This is a genomic window from Kitasatospora azatica KCTC 9699 (assembly GCF_000744785.1).
Lineage (GTDB): Bacteria > Actinomycetota > Actinomycetes > Streptomycetales > Streptomycetaceae > Kitasatospora > Kitasatospora azatica.
The window spans coordinates 2047868-2066059 of sequence record NZ_JQMO01000003.1; the positions used below are offsets into that span (position 1 = coordinate 2047868).

General features: G+C 71.7%; 13 protein-coding genes. 6 read left to right on the forward strand and 7 right to left on the reverse strand.

Going from position 1 to position 18192, the window contains the following annotated elements:
- Positions 1-14 precede the first annotated feature (14 nt).
- Positions 15-269, reverse strand: coding sequence for a DUF2530 domain-containing protein (locus tag BR98_RS19760; protein ID WP_035846471.1), 255 nt, complete (start codon positions 267-269; stop codon positions 15-17).
- Positions 270-445: 176 nt separating this feature from the next.
- On the opposite strand from BR98_RS19760, the gene BR98_RS19765 reads away from it, so the two are divergent.
- Entirely contained in the window at positions 446-1903 is a 1458-nt protein-coding gene (locus BR98_RS19765) for an NCS2 family permease (RefSeq protein ID WP_035846473.1), read from the forward strand.
- A 76-nt stretch (positions 1904-1979) separates the two neighbouring features.
- On the opposite strand, the gene BR98_RS36460 is transcribed toward BR98_RS19765, so the two are convergent.
- The 3 genes from BR98_RS36460 to BR98_RS19780 all read right to left on the reverse strand — a co-directional run bounded on the left by BR98_RS36460 (position 1980) and on the right by BR98_RS19780 (position 8664).
- The gene (locus tag BR98_RS36460; RefSeq protein ID WP_051969949.1) at positions 1980-4805 is read right to left on the reverse strand and encodes a ricin-type beta-trefoil lectin domain protein; all 2826 of its coding nucleotides are present in this window, start codon (positions 4803-4805) and stop codon (positions 1980-1982) included.
- Positions 4806-5006: 201 nt separating this feature from the next.
- Positions 5007-7814, reverse strand: coding sequence for a ricin-type beta-trefoil lectin domain protein (locus BR98_RS36465; protein ID WP_051969950.1), 2808 nt, complete (start codon positions 7812-7814; stop codon positions 5007-5009).
- A 178-nt stretch (positions 7815-7992) separates the two neighbouring features.
- Positions 7993-8664: a hypothetical protein gene (locus BR98_RS19780; protein WP_051969951.1), complete on the reverse strand. Its 672-nt coding sequence runs from the start codon at positions 8662-8664 to the stop codon at positions 7993-7995.
- 33 nt (positions 8665-8697) lie between these two features.
- Between BR98_RS19780 and BR98_RS19785 the strand changes: the two genes are divergently transcribed.
- From BR98_RS19785 to BR98_RS19795, 3 genes are all read left to right on the forward strand, one after another.
- Positions 8698-9606 (forward strand): DUF4231 domain-containing protein, encoded by a 909-nt coding sequence (locus tag BR98_RS19785; RefSeq protein WP_157537847.1) that lies wholly within the window; start codon positions 8698-8700, stop codon positions 9604-9606.
- Positions 9607-9779: 173 nt separating this feature from the next.
- Positions 9780-10214, forward strand: a complete 435-nt coding sequence (locus BR98_RS19790) for a MarR family winged helix-turn-helix transcriptional regulator (protein WP_035846477.1) — start codon at positions 9780-9782, stop codon at positions 10212-10214.
- Positions 10215-10283: 69 nt separating this feature from the next.
- Positions 10284-11681: an MFS transporter gene (locus BR98_RS19795; RefSeq protein WP_051969952.1), complete on the forward strand. Its 1398-nt coding sequence runs from the start codon at positions 10284-10286 to the stop codon at positions 11679-11681.
- Positions 11682-11688: 7 nt separating this feature from the next.
- Here the strand turns inward: BR98_RS19795 and BR98_RS19800 are convergent, their stop codons facing one another.
- A complete protein-coding gene (locus BR98_RS19800; RefSeq protein WP_198042246.1) occupies positions 11689-12234 on the reverse strand; it encodes a GNAT family protein in 546 nt (181 codons plus the stop codon).
- Positions 12235-12351: 117 nt separating this feature from the next.
- On the opposite strand from BR98_RS19800, the gene BR98_RS19805 reads away from it, so the two are divergent.
- Both BR98_RS19805 and BR98_RS19810 read left to right on the forward strand, forming a co-directional pair.
- Positions 12352-13368: an ATP-binding cassette domain-containing protein gene (locus BR98_RS19805; RefSeq protein WP_035846481.1), complete on the forward strand. Its 1017-nt coding sequence runs from the start codon at positions 12352-12354 to the stop codon at positions 13366-13368.
- A complete protein-coding gene (locus BR98_RS19810) occupies positions 13365-14150 on the forward strand; it encodes an ABC transporter permease (RefSeq protein WP_035846483.1) in 786 nt (261 codons plus the stop codon). The genes BR98_RS19805 and BR98_RS19810 overlap by 4 nt, the downstream gene beginning before the upstream one ends.
- Here the strand turns inward: BR98_RS19810 and BR98_RS19815 are convergent.
- Together BR98_RS19815 and BR98_RS19820 are read right to left on the reverse strand one after the other, a co-directional pair.
- Positions 14131-17307, reverse strand: coding sequence for an ATP-binding protein (locus BR98_RS19815; RefSeq protein ID WP_035846486.1), 3177 nt, complete (start codon positions 17305-17307; stop codon positions 14131-14133). The two genes, BR98_RS19810 and BR98_RS19815, sit on opposite strands and share 20 nt — an antisense overlap.
- 76 nt (positions 17308-17383) lie before the next feature.
- On the reverse strand, positions 17384-18130 hold the full coding sequence (locus BR98_RS19820) for a DUF6215 domain-containing protein (protein ID WP_157537848.1): 747 nt from the start codon (positions 18128-18130) through the stop codon (positions 17384-17386).
- Positions 18131-18192 lie beyond the last annotated feature (62 nt).

Below are 18192 nucleotides of genomic sequence, written 5' to 3' on the forward strand. Positions count from 1 at the left end.
GAAGGGGGCGACGGCTACTCCTGCTCGGCTGCCCTGTCCCGCTGGATGGCGGCCCGGCGGGCCCGGCAGTACCAGAGGCCGATCAGCCCCAGCAGCCCGCCGGACAGGCAGATCCACGGCCAGTTGCCGTGGTTGTGCGCGGAGAGCGTGTGCTGGAACGGCAGCAGCACCACGAAGCCCAGGAACCAGAGCGCCGTGCCGCCGCCGACGATCGCGACGTCATTGGCTTCCATGGCCGGCGGGGAGGGGCGCAGCGGGGTCTTCGGCATGGCACGTAGCGTACGGGGTCGGCGAGGCCGGGCGGCATGGGTCTGCGGGCCTGTGCGCATGGGTCTGAGGGCCGGACGCCATGGGTCCGCGCACTTGTCTACGCGCGAAGATGGCGCGTGCACAACCAGCCAATTCATACTTGAAGCTCTCCTCAGCCCCCACCAGAGGACAACGCATGCCTTCCGAGGCCCAGCCGACCCTAGAGTCGCCCGAGCCCGCCGCGCCCACTCCCCCCACCGGCGCCCTCGACCGCTACTTCCGCATCTCCGCGCGCGGCTCCAGCCTGGCCCGGGAGATCCGCGGTGGCGTCGCCACCTTCTTCACCATGGCCTACATCCTGGTGCTGAACCCGATCATCCTGTCCAACGCCGTGGACATCAACAAGCACGCGCTCAGCTTCCCGCAGCTGGTCACCGCCACCGCGCTGACCGCCGGGCTGACCACGCTGCTGATGGGCGTGATCGGCAACGTGCCGATCGGACTGGCCGCGGGCCTGGGCGTGAACACCATCGTGGCGCTCCAGCTGGCCCCCAGGATGACCTGGCCGGACGCGATGGGCATGGTCGTGCTGGCCGGCTTCTGCATCATGCTGCTGGTCGCCACCGGCCTGCGCGAGCGGGTGATGAACGCCGTGCCGTTGGGCCTGCGCAAGGCCATCGCGATCGGCATCGGCATGTTCATCACCCTGGTCGGCCTGGTCGACTCCGGCTTCGTCAGCCGGATTCCCGACGCCGCGCACACCACCGTCCCGCTGCAGCTCGGCGTCGGCGGCCACCTGCACGGCTGGCCGGTGCTGGTCTTCGTGCTCGGCGTGCTGCTCACCATGGTGCTGGTGGTGCGCAAGGTGCCCGGGGCGATCCTGGTCTCGATCGCCACCATGACCGTGGTCGCCGTGATCATCGAGAAGGCCACCAACCTGCCCGCCGACGCCTGGGGCCTGACCGTCCCGAAGTGGCCCGGCAACCCGGTCGCCGCCCCCGACTTCGCCCTGATCGGCAAGGTCAGCCTGTTCGGCGGCTTCCACTACGTGAGCATGCTGACCGGCATCCTGTTCGTCTTCACCGTGCTGATGAGCTCGTTCTTCGACGCGATGGGCACCATCCTGGGCGTCGCCGACGAGGCCCACCTGCTCGACGAGAACGGCGACCTGCCCGGCATCAACCGGGTGCTGATGGTCGACGGCGTCGCCACCGCCCTCGGCGGCGCCACCTCCTCCTCCGCCAACACCTGCTTCGTGGAGTCCACCGCCGGCGTCGGCGAGGGCGCCCGCACCGGCTTCGCCAGCCTGGTCACCGGCGCGCTCTTCATGGGCGCGCTCTTCCTGACCCCGCTGGCCACCATGGTCCCGGCCCAGGCGGCCACCCCGGCCCTGGTCACCGTCGGCTTCCTGATCCTGGCCAACTCGATCCGCGCGATCGACTGGGACGACTACACGATCGCGATCCCGGCCTTCCTGACCATGGTGCTGATGCCGTTCACCTACTCGATCACCAACGGCATCGGCATGGGCTTCATCACCTTCTGCGTCCTGCGGATCGCCGCCGGCCGCTGGCGCACCGTGCCGGTGGCGCTGTACGCGGTGGCGGTGGTGTTCGCGTTCTACTACATGATGCCGGCGCTGGGGCTGACTTAGCGGCTTCGGTCCTGATACGGCGTGAGCCCGGTCCCCGCTGGTGCGGGGGCCGGGCTCAGGCGTTTGTGGCGGTGGGTCAGTACTGGCCGTTGGTGTTGCTCGCCCAGATCGGGTGGGCGTCGGCGTCGTAGAGGACCAGGTTGTCGTCGTTCTGGACCACCAGGCTGGTGCCGGGGTGGCCCCAGGTGTTGGAGGACCACATCGGCCAGCCTTCGGCGGCGTAGACGACGAAGTTGCCGTCGGCCTGCATCACGGCCGTGGCGCCCGGGTGGCCCCAGGTGTTGGAGGACCAGATCGCCCGGCCGCCGGTGGCGGTGCTGTAGAGGACCAGGTTGCCGTCGGCCTGCATGATCAGGTGGCTCGGGAAGTACTGGATGGCGTTGTACACCGTGTCGCCGGCGTGCATCACGGCCGGGGCGCGCACCGAGGTGCCGAGCCAGACGGGCACGGTGTTCTCGGTGTGGCTGGCCCAGGGGGCCTTGCCCCCGACGTAGAGGACCAGGTTGTCGTCGTCCTGGAGGACCAGGTTGGCGCCGCGCTGGCCGGGGGTGCCGGAGGCCCAGAGGGCGCGGCCGTCCGGGCCGTAGAGGACGAAGTTGCCGTCGGTCTGCATGGTGGCCGTGGCGCCCGGGCGGCCCCAGGTGTTGGTGGACCACAGGGCGCGGCCGGTGACCTTGGAGTACAGGACCAGGTTGCCGTCCGGCTGCATGTCCAGGTGGCCGGCCTTGGACTGGACGCTGTCGCCGGCCCGCAGCACGGTGCCCTCGGCGATGGAGTAGCCGCGGCTGGTGACGCCGCCGTACCAGGTGTCGGTGGTCCAGGCGGGCAGGCCGTCGGCGCTGTAGAGGACGAAGTTGCCGTCGTTCTGCACGATGGCGTGGCCGCCCGCGTAGCCGTTGGTGCCGGGGGCCCACATCGGCCAGCCCTGGGGGGCGTAGACGACGAGGTTGCCGTCGGGCTGCATCACGGCGGTGGCGCCCGGGTGGCCGGGGGTGCCGGAGGTCCACAGGATGTGGCCGGTGGACTGGTCGGCGAGCACCAGGTTGCCGTCGGTGCCCATGGTGAGGGTGGTGTGACCAGCGGTCAGGACGTCGCCGCCGTGCAGCACGGTGCCGGACATGATCGGGTGGCCGGTGGTGTCGTAGGCCGGGTCGTAGGTCCGGGTCGACCAGATCGGCACGTTGTCCGGGGTGCGCACGATGGCGTTGCAGTCGTCCCCGAGGGTGAGCGAGCCCGCCGACATGCTGTAGTTCGCGGTGCCGCTGGACCAGAACTTCTGGGTGCCGTACTGGTCGTAGACGACCAGGTTGCTCCCGCTGTCGAGCTGGGCGTAGCTGCCGGGGTGGCCGGCGGTGCCGCTGGACCAGAGCGTCTTGCCGGTCTTCCAACTGGTCAGCACCAGGTCGCCGTCCGCCTGCATGGCGAGGCCGGCGCAGGCGGAGTAGAGGACCTGGCCGCTGTTGAGGCGGTTGCTGTACTGAAGGGTGGAGCCCGGTGTGGCGAGGCCGCCGAGCGAGACCGGCGAGCCGAACTGGGCGGCGCCGTTGACGGCGGGAGCACCCGGGTACTCGTAGACGAGGGCACCGGTGGTGGCCTGGAACTCGTTGACCAGGAGGTCGGGGTTGCCGTCACCGTCCAGGTCACCGGGCGAGGAGATGCCCGTGAACCCGTAGTCCGACGGCGTGTTCACCGCCAGCACGGGCTGCGCCACGAGCGGCGCACCGGGGGTGGGCTGCTTCGGGTCGAAGGATCCCCAGGTCTGGTTGGCGGCCCCGGTGCAAGCGAGGGGGACGGTGCGGTACCAGGGATTGGCGATGTTGTCGGAGGCGGTCAGGCACTGGCCGTCGGAGTCGACCAGCGTGCCGCCCGGGCCGACGGTCCACTTCTCGGCGGCCCGCCCGTCACAGGCGGCCAGCATGGGGTGTTGCAGAGCGGGGACCTCGGTGAGGCACTCGCCGTAGGTGCGCAGCGTGCCGTCCGTGCCCAACTGCCAGTGGTCCGGGTAGGCGTTGCAGTCCAGCGCCCGTACCGGGTTGCCGTTGGCGAGCAGGCAGATGCGGTTGCCGGCGTTGTTCAGCACCCCGCTCTGGATCAGGGTCGGGGCAGGGGCCGTGAGCAGGGCATTGGGCGTGCCGTCCGCCTTGAAGCCGAGCTGGTAGCCGGTCAGGGCGCCGCTGTCGGTGCTGCGGACCAGGAGGGTGGGGGTGCCGGCGACCTTGCCCGGGGCGATGAGCGTGGCGTCGGTCCAGTTGCCGGTGCCGAGGAGGACGGGGCTGCCGAGCAGGGTGCCGGTCTTGCCGGGGTAGTACCAGAGCTTGCCGTTCTCGACGGTGAGCAGGTCGGGCAGCCCGTCGGCGTTGTCGATGCCGTTGGTGGCGAGGACCTGGGTGGCGGTGTTCCACGTCGGGTCGTAGCCGGTGCAGTCGCTGCCGGGCGCGCAGGTGGCGGGCTTGGCGACCTTGGCCGCCTTGTCCTTGTGCGTGAAGTGCCCGGGGGTCCCACCGAAGTTGGCGTCGTTCGGGTAGGCGTAGAGGGTGTGTGAGGCGGGGGCGAAGACGTACAGGTCGTCGGTCTTCGAGCCGGTCAGGCTGCCTCGGGAGCTGCTCTGGTACTGCGTCCAGTTGAGCCCCTCCGGGCTCTGCTCGGGGGCGGCAGCGGTGAACGGCGCACCGTGGGACGGGCGGACCGTCAGGTTGATGGCCTGGGTCAGCACCGAGGGCGCCCCGTCACCGGTCAGGTCACCGGGGACGCCGGCGGTGGTGGCCGCAGTCGTGCTGGTTCCGGCCGGCTTGCTGTCGGCGAGCGACGGGCTTGCCGTACCCCCGATGGCAAGGGTGGTGAGTACGGATATGACGGCCAGGCTGCGGCCGAGGCGGCGTGGGGCGCGGGTGCGCTCCCTCATGCGGGTTCCTCCCCGAGGAGCGCCGGCCGAGTGGGGCCGGCGGTGAAGTGTGCGTGGCGGGATCTGTCGGTCACTTGATGGGTGAGCGGTGAAGATCCTGGCGCCAAGGGCGAAGGCTATCGGGCGGATGTTCGGGGCGGCAACGGGGTTGAGCCCGGTCCCGCGTGGTGCGGGGCCGGGCTCGGGGGTGGTGAGGGTGGGTCAGTGCCACCAGTTGGTGTTGGTGGCCCAGATGGGGACGGCGTCGGGGTCGTAGAGGACGAGGTTGTTGTCGTTCTGCATGATGAGGTTGCTGCCGGGGTGGGTCCAGGTGTTGGAGGACCACATCGGCCAGCCCTCGGGGGCGTAGACGACGAGGTTGCCGTCGGCCTGCAGCGCGGCGGTGGCTCCGGGGTGGCCCCAGGTGTTGGAGGACCAGAGCACGATGTGGTTGGGGGCGTAGAGCACCAGGTTGCCGTCGGCCTGCATGACCAGGATGCTCGCGCGGTTGGGCACGGTGTTGGCCACCATGTCGCCGGCGTGCAGGACGGCCGGGGCGCGCAGGACGCCGCCGCGTTCGACGGGCAGGGTATTGGGGGTGCCGCTGGCCCAGAGACCGGTGCCGTGCGCGTAGAGGACGAGGTTGTCGTCGTCCTGAAGGACCAGGTTGGTGCTGCTGTGGTTCCAGGTGTTGGAGGACCAGAGCGGCCAGCCCTGGGGGGCGTAGACGACGAGGTTGCCGTCGGGCTGCATCACGGCCGTCGCGCCCGGGTGGCCCCAGGTGTTGGACGACCACCGGGCATGACCGGTCGCCTTGGAGTAGAGGACGAGGTTGCCGTCGGCCTGCAGGTCGAGGTGGCCGGCCTTGGACTGGACGCTGTCACCGGCGTGCAGGACGGTGCCGGCGGGGATGACGGTGCCACGGCTGATGACGCCGCCGTACCAGGTGTCGGTGGACCACAGGGCGCGGCCGTCGGCGTTGTAGAGGACGAGGTTGCCGTCGTTCTGCAGGGTGGTGCGGCTGCCGGGGTTGCCCTCGGTGGCGGGTGCCCAGAGCGGCCAGCCCTGGGGGGCGTAGACGACGAGGTTGCCGTCGGGCTGCATCACGGCGGTGGCGCCCGGGTGGCCGGCGGTGCCGGAGGTCCACAGCACGCGACCGGTCCAGGCGTCGGCGAGGACCAGGTTGCCGTCGGTGCCCATGGTCAGCGTGGTGCGACTGGCCGTCAGGACGTCGCCGCCGTGCAGCACCGTGCCGGACATGATCGGGTGGCCGGTGGTGTCGTGGGCAGGGTCATAGGTGCGGGTCGACCAGACCGGGGTGTTGTCGCGGCTGTACAGGACGGTGTTGCAGTCGTCTTGGACGACCAGGTGGTATCCCCGGCTCGCCGTGTTGCTGGCCCAGGTCGTGCCGCCGTTGGCGTTGGAGACGACGAGGTTGCCGTCGTTCTGCAGTGCCGCGTAGCTGCCAGGGTGGCCGGCGGTGTTGCTGGACCAGAGCGTCTTGCCGCTCTTCAGCTCGGTCAGCACGAGGTTGCCGTCGGCCTGCAGGGCCAGTGCGGCGCACTTCGAGTAGAGCACCGCGCCGGTGGGCATCCCGTTCCCGGCGAACAGGTCGGTGTCGATGCCCGATGCCTTGCCGAGGCTGACGTCGGAGCCGAACTGGGCGAGGCCGTTGACCGCCGGACGACCGGGGTACACGTGGATCGTCTCGTCGGTCATGAGCAGCGGCGGGTTGCCGTCACCGTAGCGGTCACCCGGAGAGTTGTAGGCCGGGTCGACGAAGACCTTGGACCTCGGGTTCTGCTGAAGGACGGTCTGCGGCGCCGGAAGCGGACCGAGGGTCTGGCCGTTGGCGGCTCGCCACAACTGCTGGGGGCTCTTGGTGCACGGGTAGAGCTTCAGCGAGCTGGAGGCCTCGGACAGGACCTGCGCGGTGAGGCACCACCCGGTGGGGCCATGGACCAGGCTGCCGCCCGAGCCGATGCTCCACTTCTGCGTGGCCCGCCCGTCACAGGCGCTCAGTCCGACCGACGAGTCGGTGGCCGAGGACACGCCTTCAAGGCACTCCCCATCGGCGTGCAGGGTGCCGTCGGAGCCCAGCAGCCAGTTCTGATCCCAGTCGCCGTTGCCGCAGGCAATGGTGGCCGGATTGAGGAAATCGACGCCGGCTCGGATGCAGAGCCCCGTGGGGGTGCCCGTCGTGACCGCTTGGATCACGGTGCTGGTCGGTGCGGCGAGGGTGCTGGTCGGGGTGCCGTCGGGGTTGAAGGCGAGTGGGTAACTGGCAATGGCGCCGGTGGTGTTGTCCCGGGCCCAGAGGGTGGGGCTACCGCCCACCTTGCCAGGGGCGATGAGCTTGGTGTTGGCCCAGTTGCCGGTGCCGAGGAGGACGGGGTTGCCGAGCGGGGCGCCGGTCTTGCCGGGGTAGTACCAGAGCTTGCCGTTCTCGACGGTGACCACGTCCGGGAGGCCGTCGGCGTTGTCGATGCCGTTGGTGGCGAGGACCTGGGTGGTGGTGTTCCACGTCGGGTCGTAGCCGGTGCAGTCGGCGCCGGGGGCGCAGGTGGCGGGCTTGGCGACCGTGGTCACCTTGTCCCGGTGGGTGAAGTACCCGGGCGTGCCACCGAAGTTGGCGTCGTTCGGGTAGGCGAAGAGCTTGCTCGTGCCGTGGTCGAACGCGTACAGGTCATCGGTGGCCGAGCCGGTCAGGCTGCCCCGGTAACTGACCTGGTACGAGGACCAGTAGTAGCCCTCGGGACTGTTGAAGCCTTGCGACGCCGTGTAGGGGCCGGCGTGTGAGGGGAACACCACCAGACCGAGGCCGGTGTTCCCGATCACGTCCGCCACCCCGTCCCCGTCCAGGTCGCCCGGGACGCCTGCGGTGGTGCTCGTGCTCGGTGGGGCGGGCGTGGTGTCGGCGAGGGCCGGTGTGGCGGTGCCGGCGAGTGTGAGTGCCAGTGCGGCCGCTGCTGTGGATCTGCTGATCAGTCCGCCGAGTCGGCGGCGTGGGGCGCGGGTGCGCTCCCTCATGCGGGTTCCTCCCCCAGGTGCGCCGGCCTGATTGGGGCCGGCGGCGAAGTCTGCGGCGGGGATCCTCGGGTGCGCGGTGGGCGAACGGTGAAGATCCTGGGCCGGAGGGGAAGGGTATCGGGCGCCAGTTCGAGCCAGCAATGGGGTTCGGACAAGTACCAACGGAGCTGAGGATCAATCAGGACAAGAGCCCCGTTACCTCCCCTTCCGTCCACCTCCCGGCCGCTCCCGGTCGGGTGCTGAGGTAGTGCGCGATCCGTGCCGTGTCCCAGCCGTGCGACTCGCGCAACCCTGCCCCGAGGTGGCGCAGGTAGGACGCCGACGGCGGGTTCAGCGGGGCCTCGGCGGTGCGCCAGGGGGCGGTGAAGGTGAGCAGCGGGTGGCCGTCGAGGTGGCCGGCGCAGACCAGGGTCTCGTAGCGGCCGGTGCCGTAGTGGGCGCGGCCCTGGGTGAGGGCGGGGCGCAGGTCGAGCTCGGTGCCGGGTGGGCGGTGCATCTCCTGGGCGGCGAGGTCGGCGAACTGGGCGCTGGTCAGCAGGTATGCGCGGGCGGGGGTGCGGCCGGTGTCGAGGGGGTCGTAGAAGGCCATGCCGCCGGTCCACACCAGGGACTCCAGTGCGAAGTGCAGTCGGCCGGGCAGCTCGACGGGCTGGTCGCGGCGAGGCGGGCGCGGGTCGCGGCAGCCGGGGTAGGCGGGGAAGGTGTCGGCGCCGCCGGGTGGGTGGCCGCCTGCGAGGTAGGCGGTGAAGCGGGCGAAGTGCAGGTTGGAGCCGTAGGCCGCGTACCAGACCAGGTCGGGTGCGGGCGCTGGCTTGAAACGGTGCTGTGTAGCCCAGTTGAGGAGGGGCATACTGCCTCCTGAGTCGTGAGGGGGCACTGGCTGATGGTGCGATGGGACCCAACCGGGATCGACGAGGCGGACTTCCTGCCGGAGCCGTTCCAGACGGCCGACCAGGCCTCGCTCGCCGGGCAGCGGCAGACGTTGCGGTGGTACCGGGGCATGATCCTGATGCTGGTGCTCGCGGCGGTGGTCGGCGCGGTGACCACGGGCCGGGGCGCCGCGCCGCTGGTCTCGGTGGCGGCCTTCCTGCTGGCCGGCTACTTCTGGTCCCGGCTGCGGACCGCCAACCCGCAGGCCCGCTGGTACCAGGCGCGGGCGGCGGCCGAGTCGGTGAAGACGCTGGCCTGGAAGTACACCGTCCGGGCCCGGCCGTTCGGCGGGCCGGCCGACTCGCCCGAGGTGGACGAGGAGTACCGTGCCCAGGTCGCCGAGGTGCTGCGGACCTTCGAGGACTCGGGCGTGATCGAGCCCGGTGCGGCGCCCGAGATCACCGACGGCATGCGGGAGTTGCGGGCGGCCGACCTGCCGGCGCGACGGACCCTGTACCTGCGGGTGCGGGTGGAGGGGCAGCGCACCTGGTACCTGGCCAAGGCGGATGCCTGCGAATCGCAGGCGGTCTCCTGGGGGTTGGGCACGGTGGCGCTGATGATCGTGGGCGGTGCGGCGGCGGTGGCGCAGGCGCTCGGGGCGATCTCGGTCAGCATCTTCGGTGCCTGTTCGGCGGCGGCTGCGGCGATCATCGCCTGGACCCAGCTGAAGCAACTGCGCCCGCTGGTCTCGGCGTACCAGTTGGCCGCCAAGGAACTCGACGAGGTGTGGGGCAAGTTGACCGCCCTGGACCTGTCCGGTCCGGAGGCGGAGGCCGACTGGGCGCGGCTGGCGGGCGACGCGGAGGACGCGGTGGCCCGCGAGCACACCAGTTGGCGGGCTCGGCGGGCCTTTCCGCGCTGAGGCCGAGGCCGCTGCCGGAGACGCATCGGGTGATCCCTGTTCTACGAAGCGTGAGTGCGGGATCACCCTAGGGCGGGGCGAAGCGGGTGAAACGGTTCTCCTGGGGGTGCTCGCGTGTCGCGTCACCGTCAATGGATTTTCCTTAGCGAGGGTAATGACGTAAGCTAAGGATCATGTCCGAGATGTCCGAGGCCGATCTCGCCGCTGTCAGCCAGCTGCGGTCGTCCGTGATGCGCCTGGCCCGCCGCCTGCGGCACCAGCACGTCGAGCAGTCGCTCAGTCCTACCGAGATGGGGGTACTGGGGACGTTGGCTCGATGTGGCAGCGCCACACCGGGGGAGTTGGCACGGCGGGAGCATGTGCAGCCGCCTTCGATGACGCGGATCATCGCGATGTTGGAGGAGAAGGGGCTGGTGCGGCGGGAGCCGCACCCGGAGGACCGGCGGCAGGTGGTGGTCAGCATGACCGAGCAGGCCGCGGAGATCCTCGACGAGAGCCGTCGGCGGCGCAACGCCTGGCTCGCGGAGCTGGCCTCCCAGCTGACCGAGGAGGAGTGGGCCACGGTCCGCGCGGCCGCGCCCGCGCTGTACAAGCTCGCGCATCTCTAGGACGAAGGGCCACCGGCCGACGAAGGGCCGCAGGCCGAAGAGGGCGAACGAGAGGAACTGGAACCACATATGAGCAAGGGAAGCCATACCGCCGACCCCGACGAACGCACCGCGGCGGTCACCACCGCCGCACCGAGCCCCACGGCTTCTCCAGGGGCAGGATTCACCCGACCCGGAGGCATGTTCTCCTCGCTGCGGGTGCGCAACTACCGGTACTTCTTCGCCGGACAGATCGTCAGCAACACCGGCAGCTGGATGCAGCGCATCGCCCAGGACTGGCTGGTGCTGAGCCTCACCCACAGCCCGCTCGCGGTCGGTATCACCACCGCGATGCAGTTCCTGCCGACGCTCGCGCTCGGCCTCTTCGGCGGAGTGCTCGCGGACCGGATGTCCAAGCGCCGACTGCTGATCGCGACCCAGGGCGCGATGGGCCTGCTGGCCGCGGGACTCGCCGTGATGACCATCACCGGCACCGTGACCGCGTACTACGTCTACCTCTTCGCGCTGCTGCTCGGCCTGGTCACGGTGGTCGACACGCCGACCCGGCAGGCCTTCGTCTCCGAGATGGTGGGCCCCAAGGACCTCAGCAACGCGGTGAGCCTGAACGCCGCCAACTTCCAGACCGCGCGCCTGGTCGGCCCGGCGGTCGCCGGCCTGCTGATCGCGGCGGTCGGCAGCGGCTGGGCGTTCGCGCTGAACGCGGTCTCCTTCGCGGCGGTGATCGGCGGGCTGCTGGCGATGCGGCCCAGCGAGCTGCGCACGGTGGACCGGATCCCCCGCGAGAAGGGCCAACTGCGCGAGGGGCTGCGGTATGTGAAGGACCGTCCGGACCTGATGTGGCCGCTGGTACTGGCCGCCTTCATCGGCACCTTCGGCTTCAACTTCCCGACCCTGCTCTCCGGTTTCGCCTACGGCACCTTCCACGTCGGCCCGGGCGAGTACGGACTGCTGAACACCGCGATGGCGCTCGGCTCGCTGGCCGGCGCGCTCTACGCGGCCCGCAGGGGCAACCCGCGGCTGCGCTGGCTGACCGGTGCGGCGCTGGGCTTCGGGGTGCTGGAGGTGCTGGCCGCCGGCGCGCCCGGGTACTGGACCTTCGCGGTGCTGCTCACCCTGGTCGGCGTCTTCGGACTGACCTTCAACACGGCGGTCAACTCCTATGTGCAGCTGGCCACCGACCCCGAGATGCGGGGCCGGGTGATGGGCCTGCTGGTGCTGGTCTTCACCGGCGGCACGCCGGTCGGCGCCCCGCTGGTCGGCTGGGTGACCGACGCCTACGGGGCCCGGGTCGGCCTGCTGGCCTGTGGAGCGGTCTCGGCGCTGGCGGCCACCGTGGTCGGCCTGGTGCTGGCCCGCTGCGCGGACCTGCGGCTGCGGGTGAACCTGCACCGGGGCAGCCGGGTGGTGGCCTTCGTGCCCAGGACGACCACCAGCCAGTCGCGGTCCCAGCTCGCCACCGCCTGCTGACAGGAAGTCAGAGGCGGATTTCGAGGAGCTGTCCCGGCCAGGGCGTGCTGTCCGGCCGGGGCACCTCGAACGGTTCGGTCTCGGTGAACCCGAGCGCCCGGTACTGCTGGACCAGCTTGCGGTCGTCGCCCGCGTAGCAGTCGACGCGCAGCAGGCCGAGACCACGCCGGACGGTCTCGGCCCGCGCGTCGGCGATCAGTGCCGCGCCGATCCCTCCCCCGGCCTTCGGCCGGGAGGGGCCCTCATCCTTGCGCGAGCGGTCGGTGACCAGTAGCCGGATGAACAGCTCGGGGACGTCGGCCGGCGGTACGTAGCTCGACAGGTCCTCCGCCAGGACGCAGCAGCCGACCGTGCGGCCCTGCTCGTCCTCGGCGATCCGCACCAGGTAGTCCCGGGTGTACATCTCCACCCGCTCCACCGCCGCCGGCCGGCTCGACCAGGAGACGCTGCCCCACTGGCCGGTGCGCCCCTGGCCGGCGAGCCAGGCCACGGCGGAGTCGAGCAGGGCGAGGATGTCGGGGACGTCGGCAGGGCCGCCGGTGCGGATCTTCATACGAACAGTTCTACCCGCACATGGGCTCATCTGTCTGCGCCGCCCGGCTCCAGGGTTCCAGGGCGCTGAAACCGTCGTGAAGCCGCGCTGAATGCGCCCTGCCGCAATCTCTGCGGCATGACGAAAACGACATCGCACTCACTCGCCATCGCGGCCAAGGGGCTGCGCAAGGCCTACGGGGACAAGACGGTCCTCGACGGTATCGACCTGGCGGTGCCGGCCGGTACCGTCTTCTCCCTGCTCGGCCCGAACGGCGCCGGCAAGACCACCGCCGTCAAGATCCTCTCCACCCTCGTGACCGCCGACGCCGGCGAACTGCAGGTCGGCGGTCACGACCTGGCGGCCGACCCGCAGGCCGTGCGGGCGGCGATCGGCGTCACCGGGCAGTTCTCCGCCGTCGACGGCCTGATCACCGGCGAGGAGAACATGCTCCTGATGGCGGACCTGCACCACCTGTCCAAGCGCGAGGGGCGGCGGGTAGCCGCCGAACTGCTGGAACGCTTCGACCTCACCGAGGCCGCGAAGAAGCCCGCCGCCACCTACTCCGGCGGTATGAAGCGCCGCCTCGACATCGCCATGACCCTGGTCGGCAGCCCGCGGATCATCTTCCTCGACGAGCCGACCACCGGCCTCGACCCGCGCAGCCGCCACACCATGTGGGGGATCATCCGCGCGCTGGTCTCCGGCGGCGTCACGGTCTTCCTCACCACCCAGTACCTGGAGGAGGCCGACCAACTCGCCGACCGCATCGCGGTACTGAACAACGGCAGGATCGCCGCCGAGGGGACCGCCGGTGAGCTGAAGCGGCTCATCCCGGGCGGGCACGTCCGGCTGCGCTTCACCGACCCGTCCGCGTACCAGTCCGCCGCCGTCGCCCTGCGCGAGGGCAGCCGGGACGACGAGGCACTGTCGCTGCAGATCCCCAGCGGCGGCAGCCAGCGGGAGCTGCGCGCCATCCTCGACTGGCTGGACTCGGCCGGCATCGAGGCGGACGAGCTGACCGTGCACACCCCCGACCTCGACGACGTGTTCTTCGCCCTGACCGGCGGCACCGGCGGCACCACCGGCACCGGCGGCACCACCGGCACCGGCGGCACCGATGTCCCCAACCAGCCCAAGGAGACTGTCCGATGAGTACCTTCTCGCTCGCCGTCCGCGACTCGAACACGATGCTGCGCCGCAACCTGCTGCACGCGCGGCGCTACCCGTCCCTCACCCTGAACCTGCTGCTCACGCCGATCATGCTGCTGCTGCTCTTCGTCTACATCTTCGGCGACACGATGAGCGCGGGCATCGGTGGCGGCGGCCGCTCCGGCTACATCGCGTACATCGTCCCGGGCATCCTGATGATGACCATCGGCGGCACCGTGGTCGGGGCCGCGGTGTCGGTCTCCACCGACATGGCCGAGGGCATCATCGCCCGCTTCCGCACGATGGCGATCCACCGCGGGTCCGTGCTCATCGGGCACGTCGTCGGCAGCGTGCTGCAGTGCATGGCCAGCGTGGTCCTGGTCGGGGCCGTCGCGGTGGCCATCGGCTTCCGGTCCAAGGACGCCACGGCCCTGAAGTGGCTGGCGGCGTTCGGGCTGCTCGCACTGTTCGCCCTGGCGCTCACCTGGATCGCGGTCGGGATGGGCATGGCCAGCCCGAACGCCGAGGCGGCCGGCAACAGTGCGATGCCGCTGATCCTCCTCCCGCTGATCTCGAGCGCCTTCGTCCCGGCCCACGCGATGCCGGGCTGGTTCCAGCCGATCGCCGAGTACCAGCCGTTCACGCCGGCCATCGAGACCCTGCGCGGCCTGCTGCTCGGCACCGGGATCGGCAACAACTGGTGGATCGCGATCCTGTGGTGCGTCGGCCTGACCGCGCTCGGCTACCGCTGGTCGACCTCGCAGTTCAACCGCGACCCGAGGTAACCGCCATGACAGCGCGGGCTGCCTCCCGCAGTTCGTCCCGCTCCAGGGCGGCGTACTCCGACACCGCGTCGGCGTAGGCCGCCCGGTCGGCGTGCTCGGCCGCCTGCCGCGCCCGGGCCTGCGACATCGTCGGCTGGAACTCGCGCAGCACCCGCAGCCGTTCGGCCAGCGCGATCATCCGCACCGCCCCCGTGGCGCCGGACCCGAGCCCCGCCATGCCGAGGGCGTGCAGCACCGTCCCGAGCACCGGGAGGTCCATGGGCGAACCGGGCGGGCCGGAGAGCAGCGTCCGCAGTCGCTGCCGCAGCCGCTCGACCGGCCCCGCGACGAGTTCGAGCCGGCCGGCGTGCGCGTGCGCCGTGACCATCGCGGACTGGATCTGCAGCGCCCACGGGTCGAGCCAGGCGTCGCCGCTGTGCGCCGAGGCGGCCGCGAGCATCCGCTCCACGGCGCTGCGCCACAGGCCGAGCCCGACCTCCGTCAGTCCGCGGGCCAGCGCGATCTCGGCGCGCCCGCCGAGGTCGGGCCGGTAGAAGGCGTCCTGCGGCGGGGTGTTGTCGCTCTCCACCTGCCGCAGCCAGTACTCGGCCTCGTCGGCGTCGCCGCGCTGCAGGCAGGCGAGGACGAGCAGCGAGCGGATGCCGATGTAGTCGTGCCCGTCGCCGAGCCGCGGCAGCACCTCGAGCGCCGCTTTGAGATGCCCGTGGGCCTCCTCGCCCTGCCCCGTCCGCAGGCACAGCTCGCTCAGCCGGGAATGCACCGTGAGCTGCACGGACGGATTGTCGATCGGCGCGAGTTCGGCGACCATGCGGCGGGCCGAGGCGAGCGCGCGGTCGATGTCGTGCTCGTACTCCCAGACGTAGCAGGCGATGCACTCGGCGATGCCGGCGACCAGCGGCTGCTCGCTCTCGCAGAGTCCCCGCAGCACCTCGTAGTCGGGAGGCAGCATCTCGGGGACCGCACTCAGCACGACGGCGGTGGCGCGCAGCAGCGTGTCCGGCGGGGCCGGGGGCAGCCGCCGGAGGGTGACGAGCTGGCGCACCGCACTCGGGCCGTGGCCCATGAACAGGCTCGCCGCGCACAACACCGCAGCGGCGCGCGCGACTTCGACGTACTCGGGCTCGGGGTGGTAGTGCGACAGCGGCGGTCCGGTGTCCTCGGCGAGGGCGACGAGGCGGGGGAAGTTGGAGTCGGTGGACCACAGGGCGGCGAGGACGGCGGTCAGCGCGGCGATGGCGGGGCCGTCGGTCCGCGCCAGGGCGTGCCGCAGGGCCAGCACCAGGTTGTCCTGCTCGGCCTTGATCCGCCCCCAGGCGGCCTCGGGGCCTCCCCTGTTCGAGCGGAGCGAAGAGCTCGGGGAAGGCTGCGATCCGAACAGCGCGTCGTGGTACTCGACTCCGAAGTCCCGCGCCCAGGCCAGGAACCGGCCCACGGCCACCTCCTCCTCGCCCGCCTCCGCCCGCCGGGCCGCGCTGAACTCCCGTACCGTCTCCAGCATCCGGAACCGCACCCCGGCCGGGGTGTCGGCCGCGGTGATCAGCGACTGGTCGGCCAACTGCTCCAGGAGGAACAGCGCGTCCTCGCCGAGCACCTGCTCCGCCGCCTCGCCCAGGAAGCCGCCGGGGAAGACCGACAGCGTGCGCAGCGCCGCCCGGGCGTCCGCCGCGAGCAGGTTCCAGCTCCACTCCACGACCGCGTGCAGCGTGCGGTGGCGCTCCGGGGTGTCCCGCGCCCCGCCGCGCAGCAGCGCGAACCGGTCGCCCAGACGGCGGGCGATCTCCGGCACCGACAGCACCCGCACCCGTGCCGCCGCCAACTCCACGGCGAGCGGCAGCCCGTCGAGGTGGCGGCAGAGTTCGGCCAGCGCGTCCGGCGGCAGCTCCACGGCGGGTCGGGCGGCCCGGGCCCGCTGGGTGAACAACTCGACCGAGGTGTCGAGGCGGAGCTCCGGCAGCGCGTACACCGCCTCCGAGCTGAGGCCCAGCGGAGCCCGGCTGGTGGCGAGCACCCGCAGGTCCTTCGACGAGGAGACCAGGGCCTGCACGAGGTCGGCGGCGCCCCGGACGATCTGCTCGCAGTTGTCCAGCACCAGCAGCGCGGACCCGGAACCGAGCACGCCGAGGATGCCGGCCACCGGGTCGGCCCCGGCGTGGCCGCTCACGGCGCCGGGCCGCCCCTCGCCCGCGCCGAGCGCGGCGGCCACCTCCGCGGCCACGTCCTCGTCCGCGGTGACGCCGGCGAGCGGCACGAAGTACACCACCCGCTGCTCGGCCCGGCGGCTGACGGCGTGCGCGAGCCGGGTCTTGCCGAGGCCGCCGGGGCCGACCACGGTGACGGCGCGGGAGGCGCGCAGCAGCCGTTCCACCGCCGCGATGTCCTCGTCCCGCCCGAGCAGCGGGTTCGGTTCGTGCGGCACGCCGTGCCGGACCACCGGCGGCTCGCCGCTCAGCAGCTCCTGCTGCACGGCCTTGAGCCCGGCACCCGGATCCGTGCCGAGCTCGTCGCGCAGCTCGCGGCGGTACGCCTCGTACCGGGTCAGCGCGGCGGACGGTCCCGCCGTCGCCGCCTCGCCGCGCAGCAGCTCGGCGAGCAGTTCCTCGTCGCGCGGATGCTCCGAGGCGGCCACGGCCAGCGGCCCGGCCGCCTCCGCATGCCGCCCCAGCCGGGCGAGCGCCAGCGCCTGCGCGCGGACCAGCGTGTCGCGGACGGGGGCGCGCTCGGTGCGCAGCGCGGCCACGGGGTCCTCGGAGTCGCCGGCCCCGTCAGGGGTGCCCGCCCACAGTGCGAGCCCGGCCTCGGCCGCAGCCAGCGACCCGGCGTGGTCGCCGGCCCTGGCCCGGTCGGCGCTCGCGGCGGCGTGCAGCAGCAGGGCCGAGCTGTCGACCTGCTCCTCGGCGAGGGCGAGCCGGTAGCCGGTCGGTGTGCTGGCGATGACCTCGGCGCCCAACTGCGTCCGGGTCCGGGAGACCAGGACCTGCAGCGCCTTGCCCGGCCGCTCCGGCAACTCCTCTGCCCACAGTCCCGACACCAGCCGCTCGGTGCTGCACCCCGTGCGCAAGTCGCCTGCGAGCAACGCGAGGAGAGCCCGGAGCCGGGGCGCGGTGACCTCCTGTCCGCGATAGGCGACACGCGGCAGCAGGGTCAGGTCGGTAGTCACCCGTGCAGACTAGCCAAGCCGCCGACCACCGGAACTCCCGCTGCGCGGAGGGCTACTGGACTGTCTCCGCCGCCAGTCACGGGGTGGCGGGCGGAGCGCTCGGGGCAGTGGTGCCCGCGACCCATCCCGGCAGTGTCGGCAGTACCGCTTCGGCGATCCGGTACAGGCTCGCGTCGTCCGGTGTTCCGGTGTCCTGGCGCCAGATCGCGAGCTCGTAGGAACCGCCGCGCCCGTCCGGGTGCTTGCCGATCACGAGGTTGTGCGCGACCCCGCTCGGCGCGCGCGAGGTCGAGCTGCCGCCGCCGAGCGAGAAGCTGAAGCCGATGGTGTTCATCTCGTAGGTGGTACTCAGGTGGCCGAGCACCGGGGCGCGGTGGTGCGACGCGGAGCCGAGGATCTCGGCATCGGTGACGTCCAGGTCGTCGTCGTCCGTGAGGCGCACGGAGATCTGCCCGATCTGGACCTCGGCGCAGTGGATGACCTGCTTCGTGCCGTCCGCGTTGGTCCAGTGCGCGAGGCCCGGCCCGGCGACCGTGACCCGGTCCGTGGGTGCCCCGACCAGGATCGGCAGGTCGGGCCGGTTCAACGCGGCGCAGAGCGCCGGGTACCTGGGGGAGTCGTCGGCCGTCGGGGCCGTGCAGGTCACCGCCGGGGCGGACTTGTTCGCCGCCTCCTCGCGGTGCTGCAGCACGAGGAACCCGGCGACCAGCACCCCGCCCATCGCCAGGGCTGCCGCCACCTGGGCACCCGCCCGCATGCCCGGTTCCTTGCCCGGCCCGCTGGCCGGCTCTGCCGGCAGCTCCGTACCCTGCTGATCAGTCACGGGCGAACGGTATCCGACGGTCTGTTCGAGTGCACCGGACTTATCGGAGCGTCAGCTACCGT

Coding starts and splice junctions, on each gene's coding strand:
- BR98_RS19760 (WP_035846471.1), bottom strand. CDS start 269: ATGCCGAAGACCCCGCTGCGCCCCTCCCCGCCGGCCATGGAAGCCAAT.
- BR98_RS19765 (WP_035846473.1), top strand. CDS start 446: ATGCCTTCCGAGGCCCAGCCGACCCTAGAGTCGCCCGAGCCCGCCGCG.
- BR98_RS36460 (WP_051969949.1), bottom strand. CDS start 4,805: ATGAGGGAGCGCACCCGCGCCCCACGCCGCCTCGGCCGCAGCCTGGCC.
- BR98_RS36465 (WP_051969950.1), bottom strand. CDS start 7,814: ATGAGGGAGCGCACCCGCGCCCCACGCCGCCGACTCGGCGGACTGATC.
- BR98_RS19780 (WP_051969951.1), bottom strand. CDS start 8,664: ATGCCCCTCCTCAACTGGGCTACACAGCACCGTTTCAAGCCAGCGCCC.
- BR98_RS19785 (WP_157537847.1), top strand. CDS start 8,698: ATGGTGCGATGGGACCCAACCGGGATCGACGAGGCGGACTTCCTGCCG.
- BR98_RS19790 (WP_035846477.1), top strand. CDS start 9,780: ATGTCCGAGATGTCCGAGGCCGATCTCGCCGCTGTCAGCCAGCTGCGG.
- BR98_RS19795 (WP_051969952.1), top strand. CDS start 10,284: ATGAGCAAGGGAAGCCATACCGCCGACCCCGACGAACGCACCGCGGCG.
- BR98_RS19800 (WP_198042246.1), bottom strand. CDS start 12,234: ATGAAGATCCGCACCGGCGGCCCTGCCGACGTCCCCGACATCCTCGCC.
- BR98_RS19805 (WP_035846481.1), top strand. CDS start 12,352: ATGACGAAAACGACATCGCACTCACTCGCCATCGCGGCCAAGGGGCTG.
- BR98_RS19810 (WP_035846483.1), top strand. CDS start 13,365: ATGAGTACCTTCTCGCTCGCCGTCCGCGACTCGAACACGATGCTGCGC.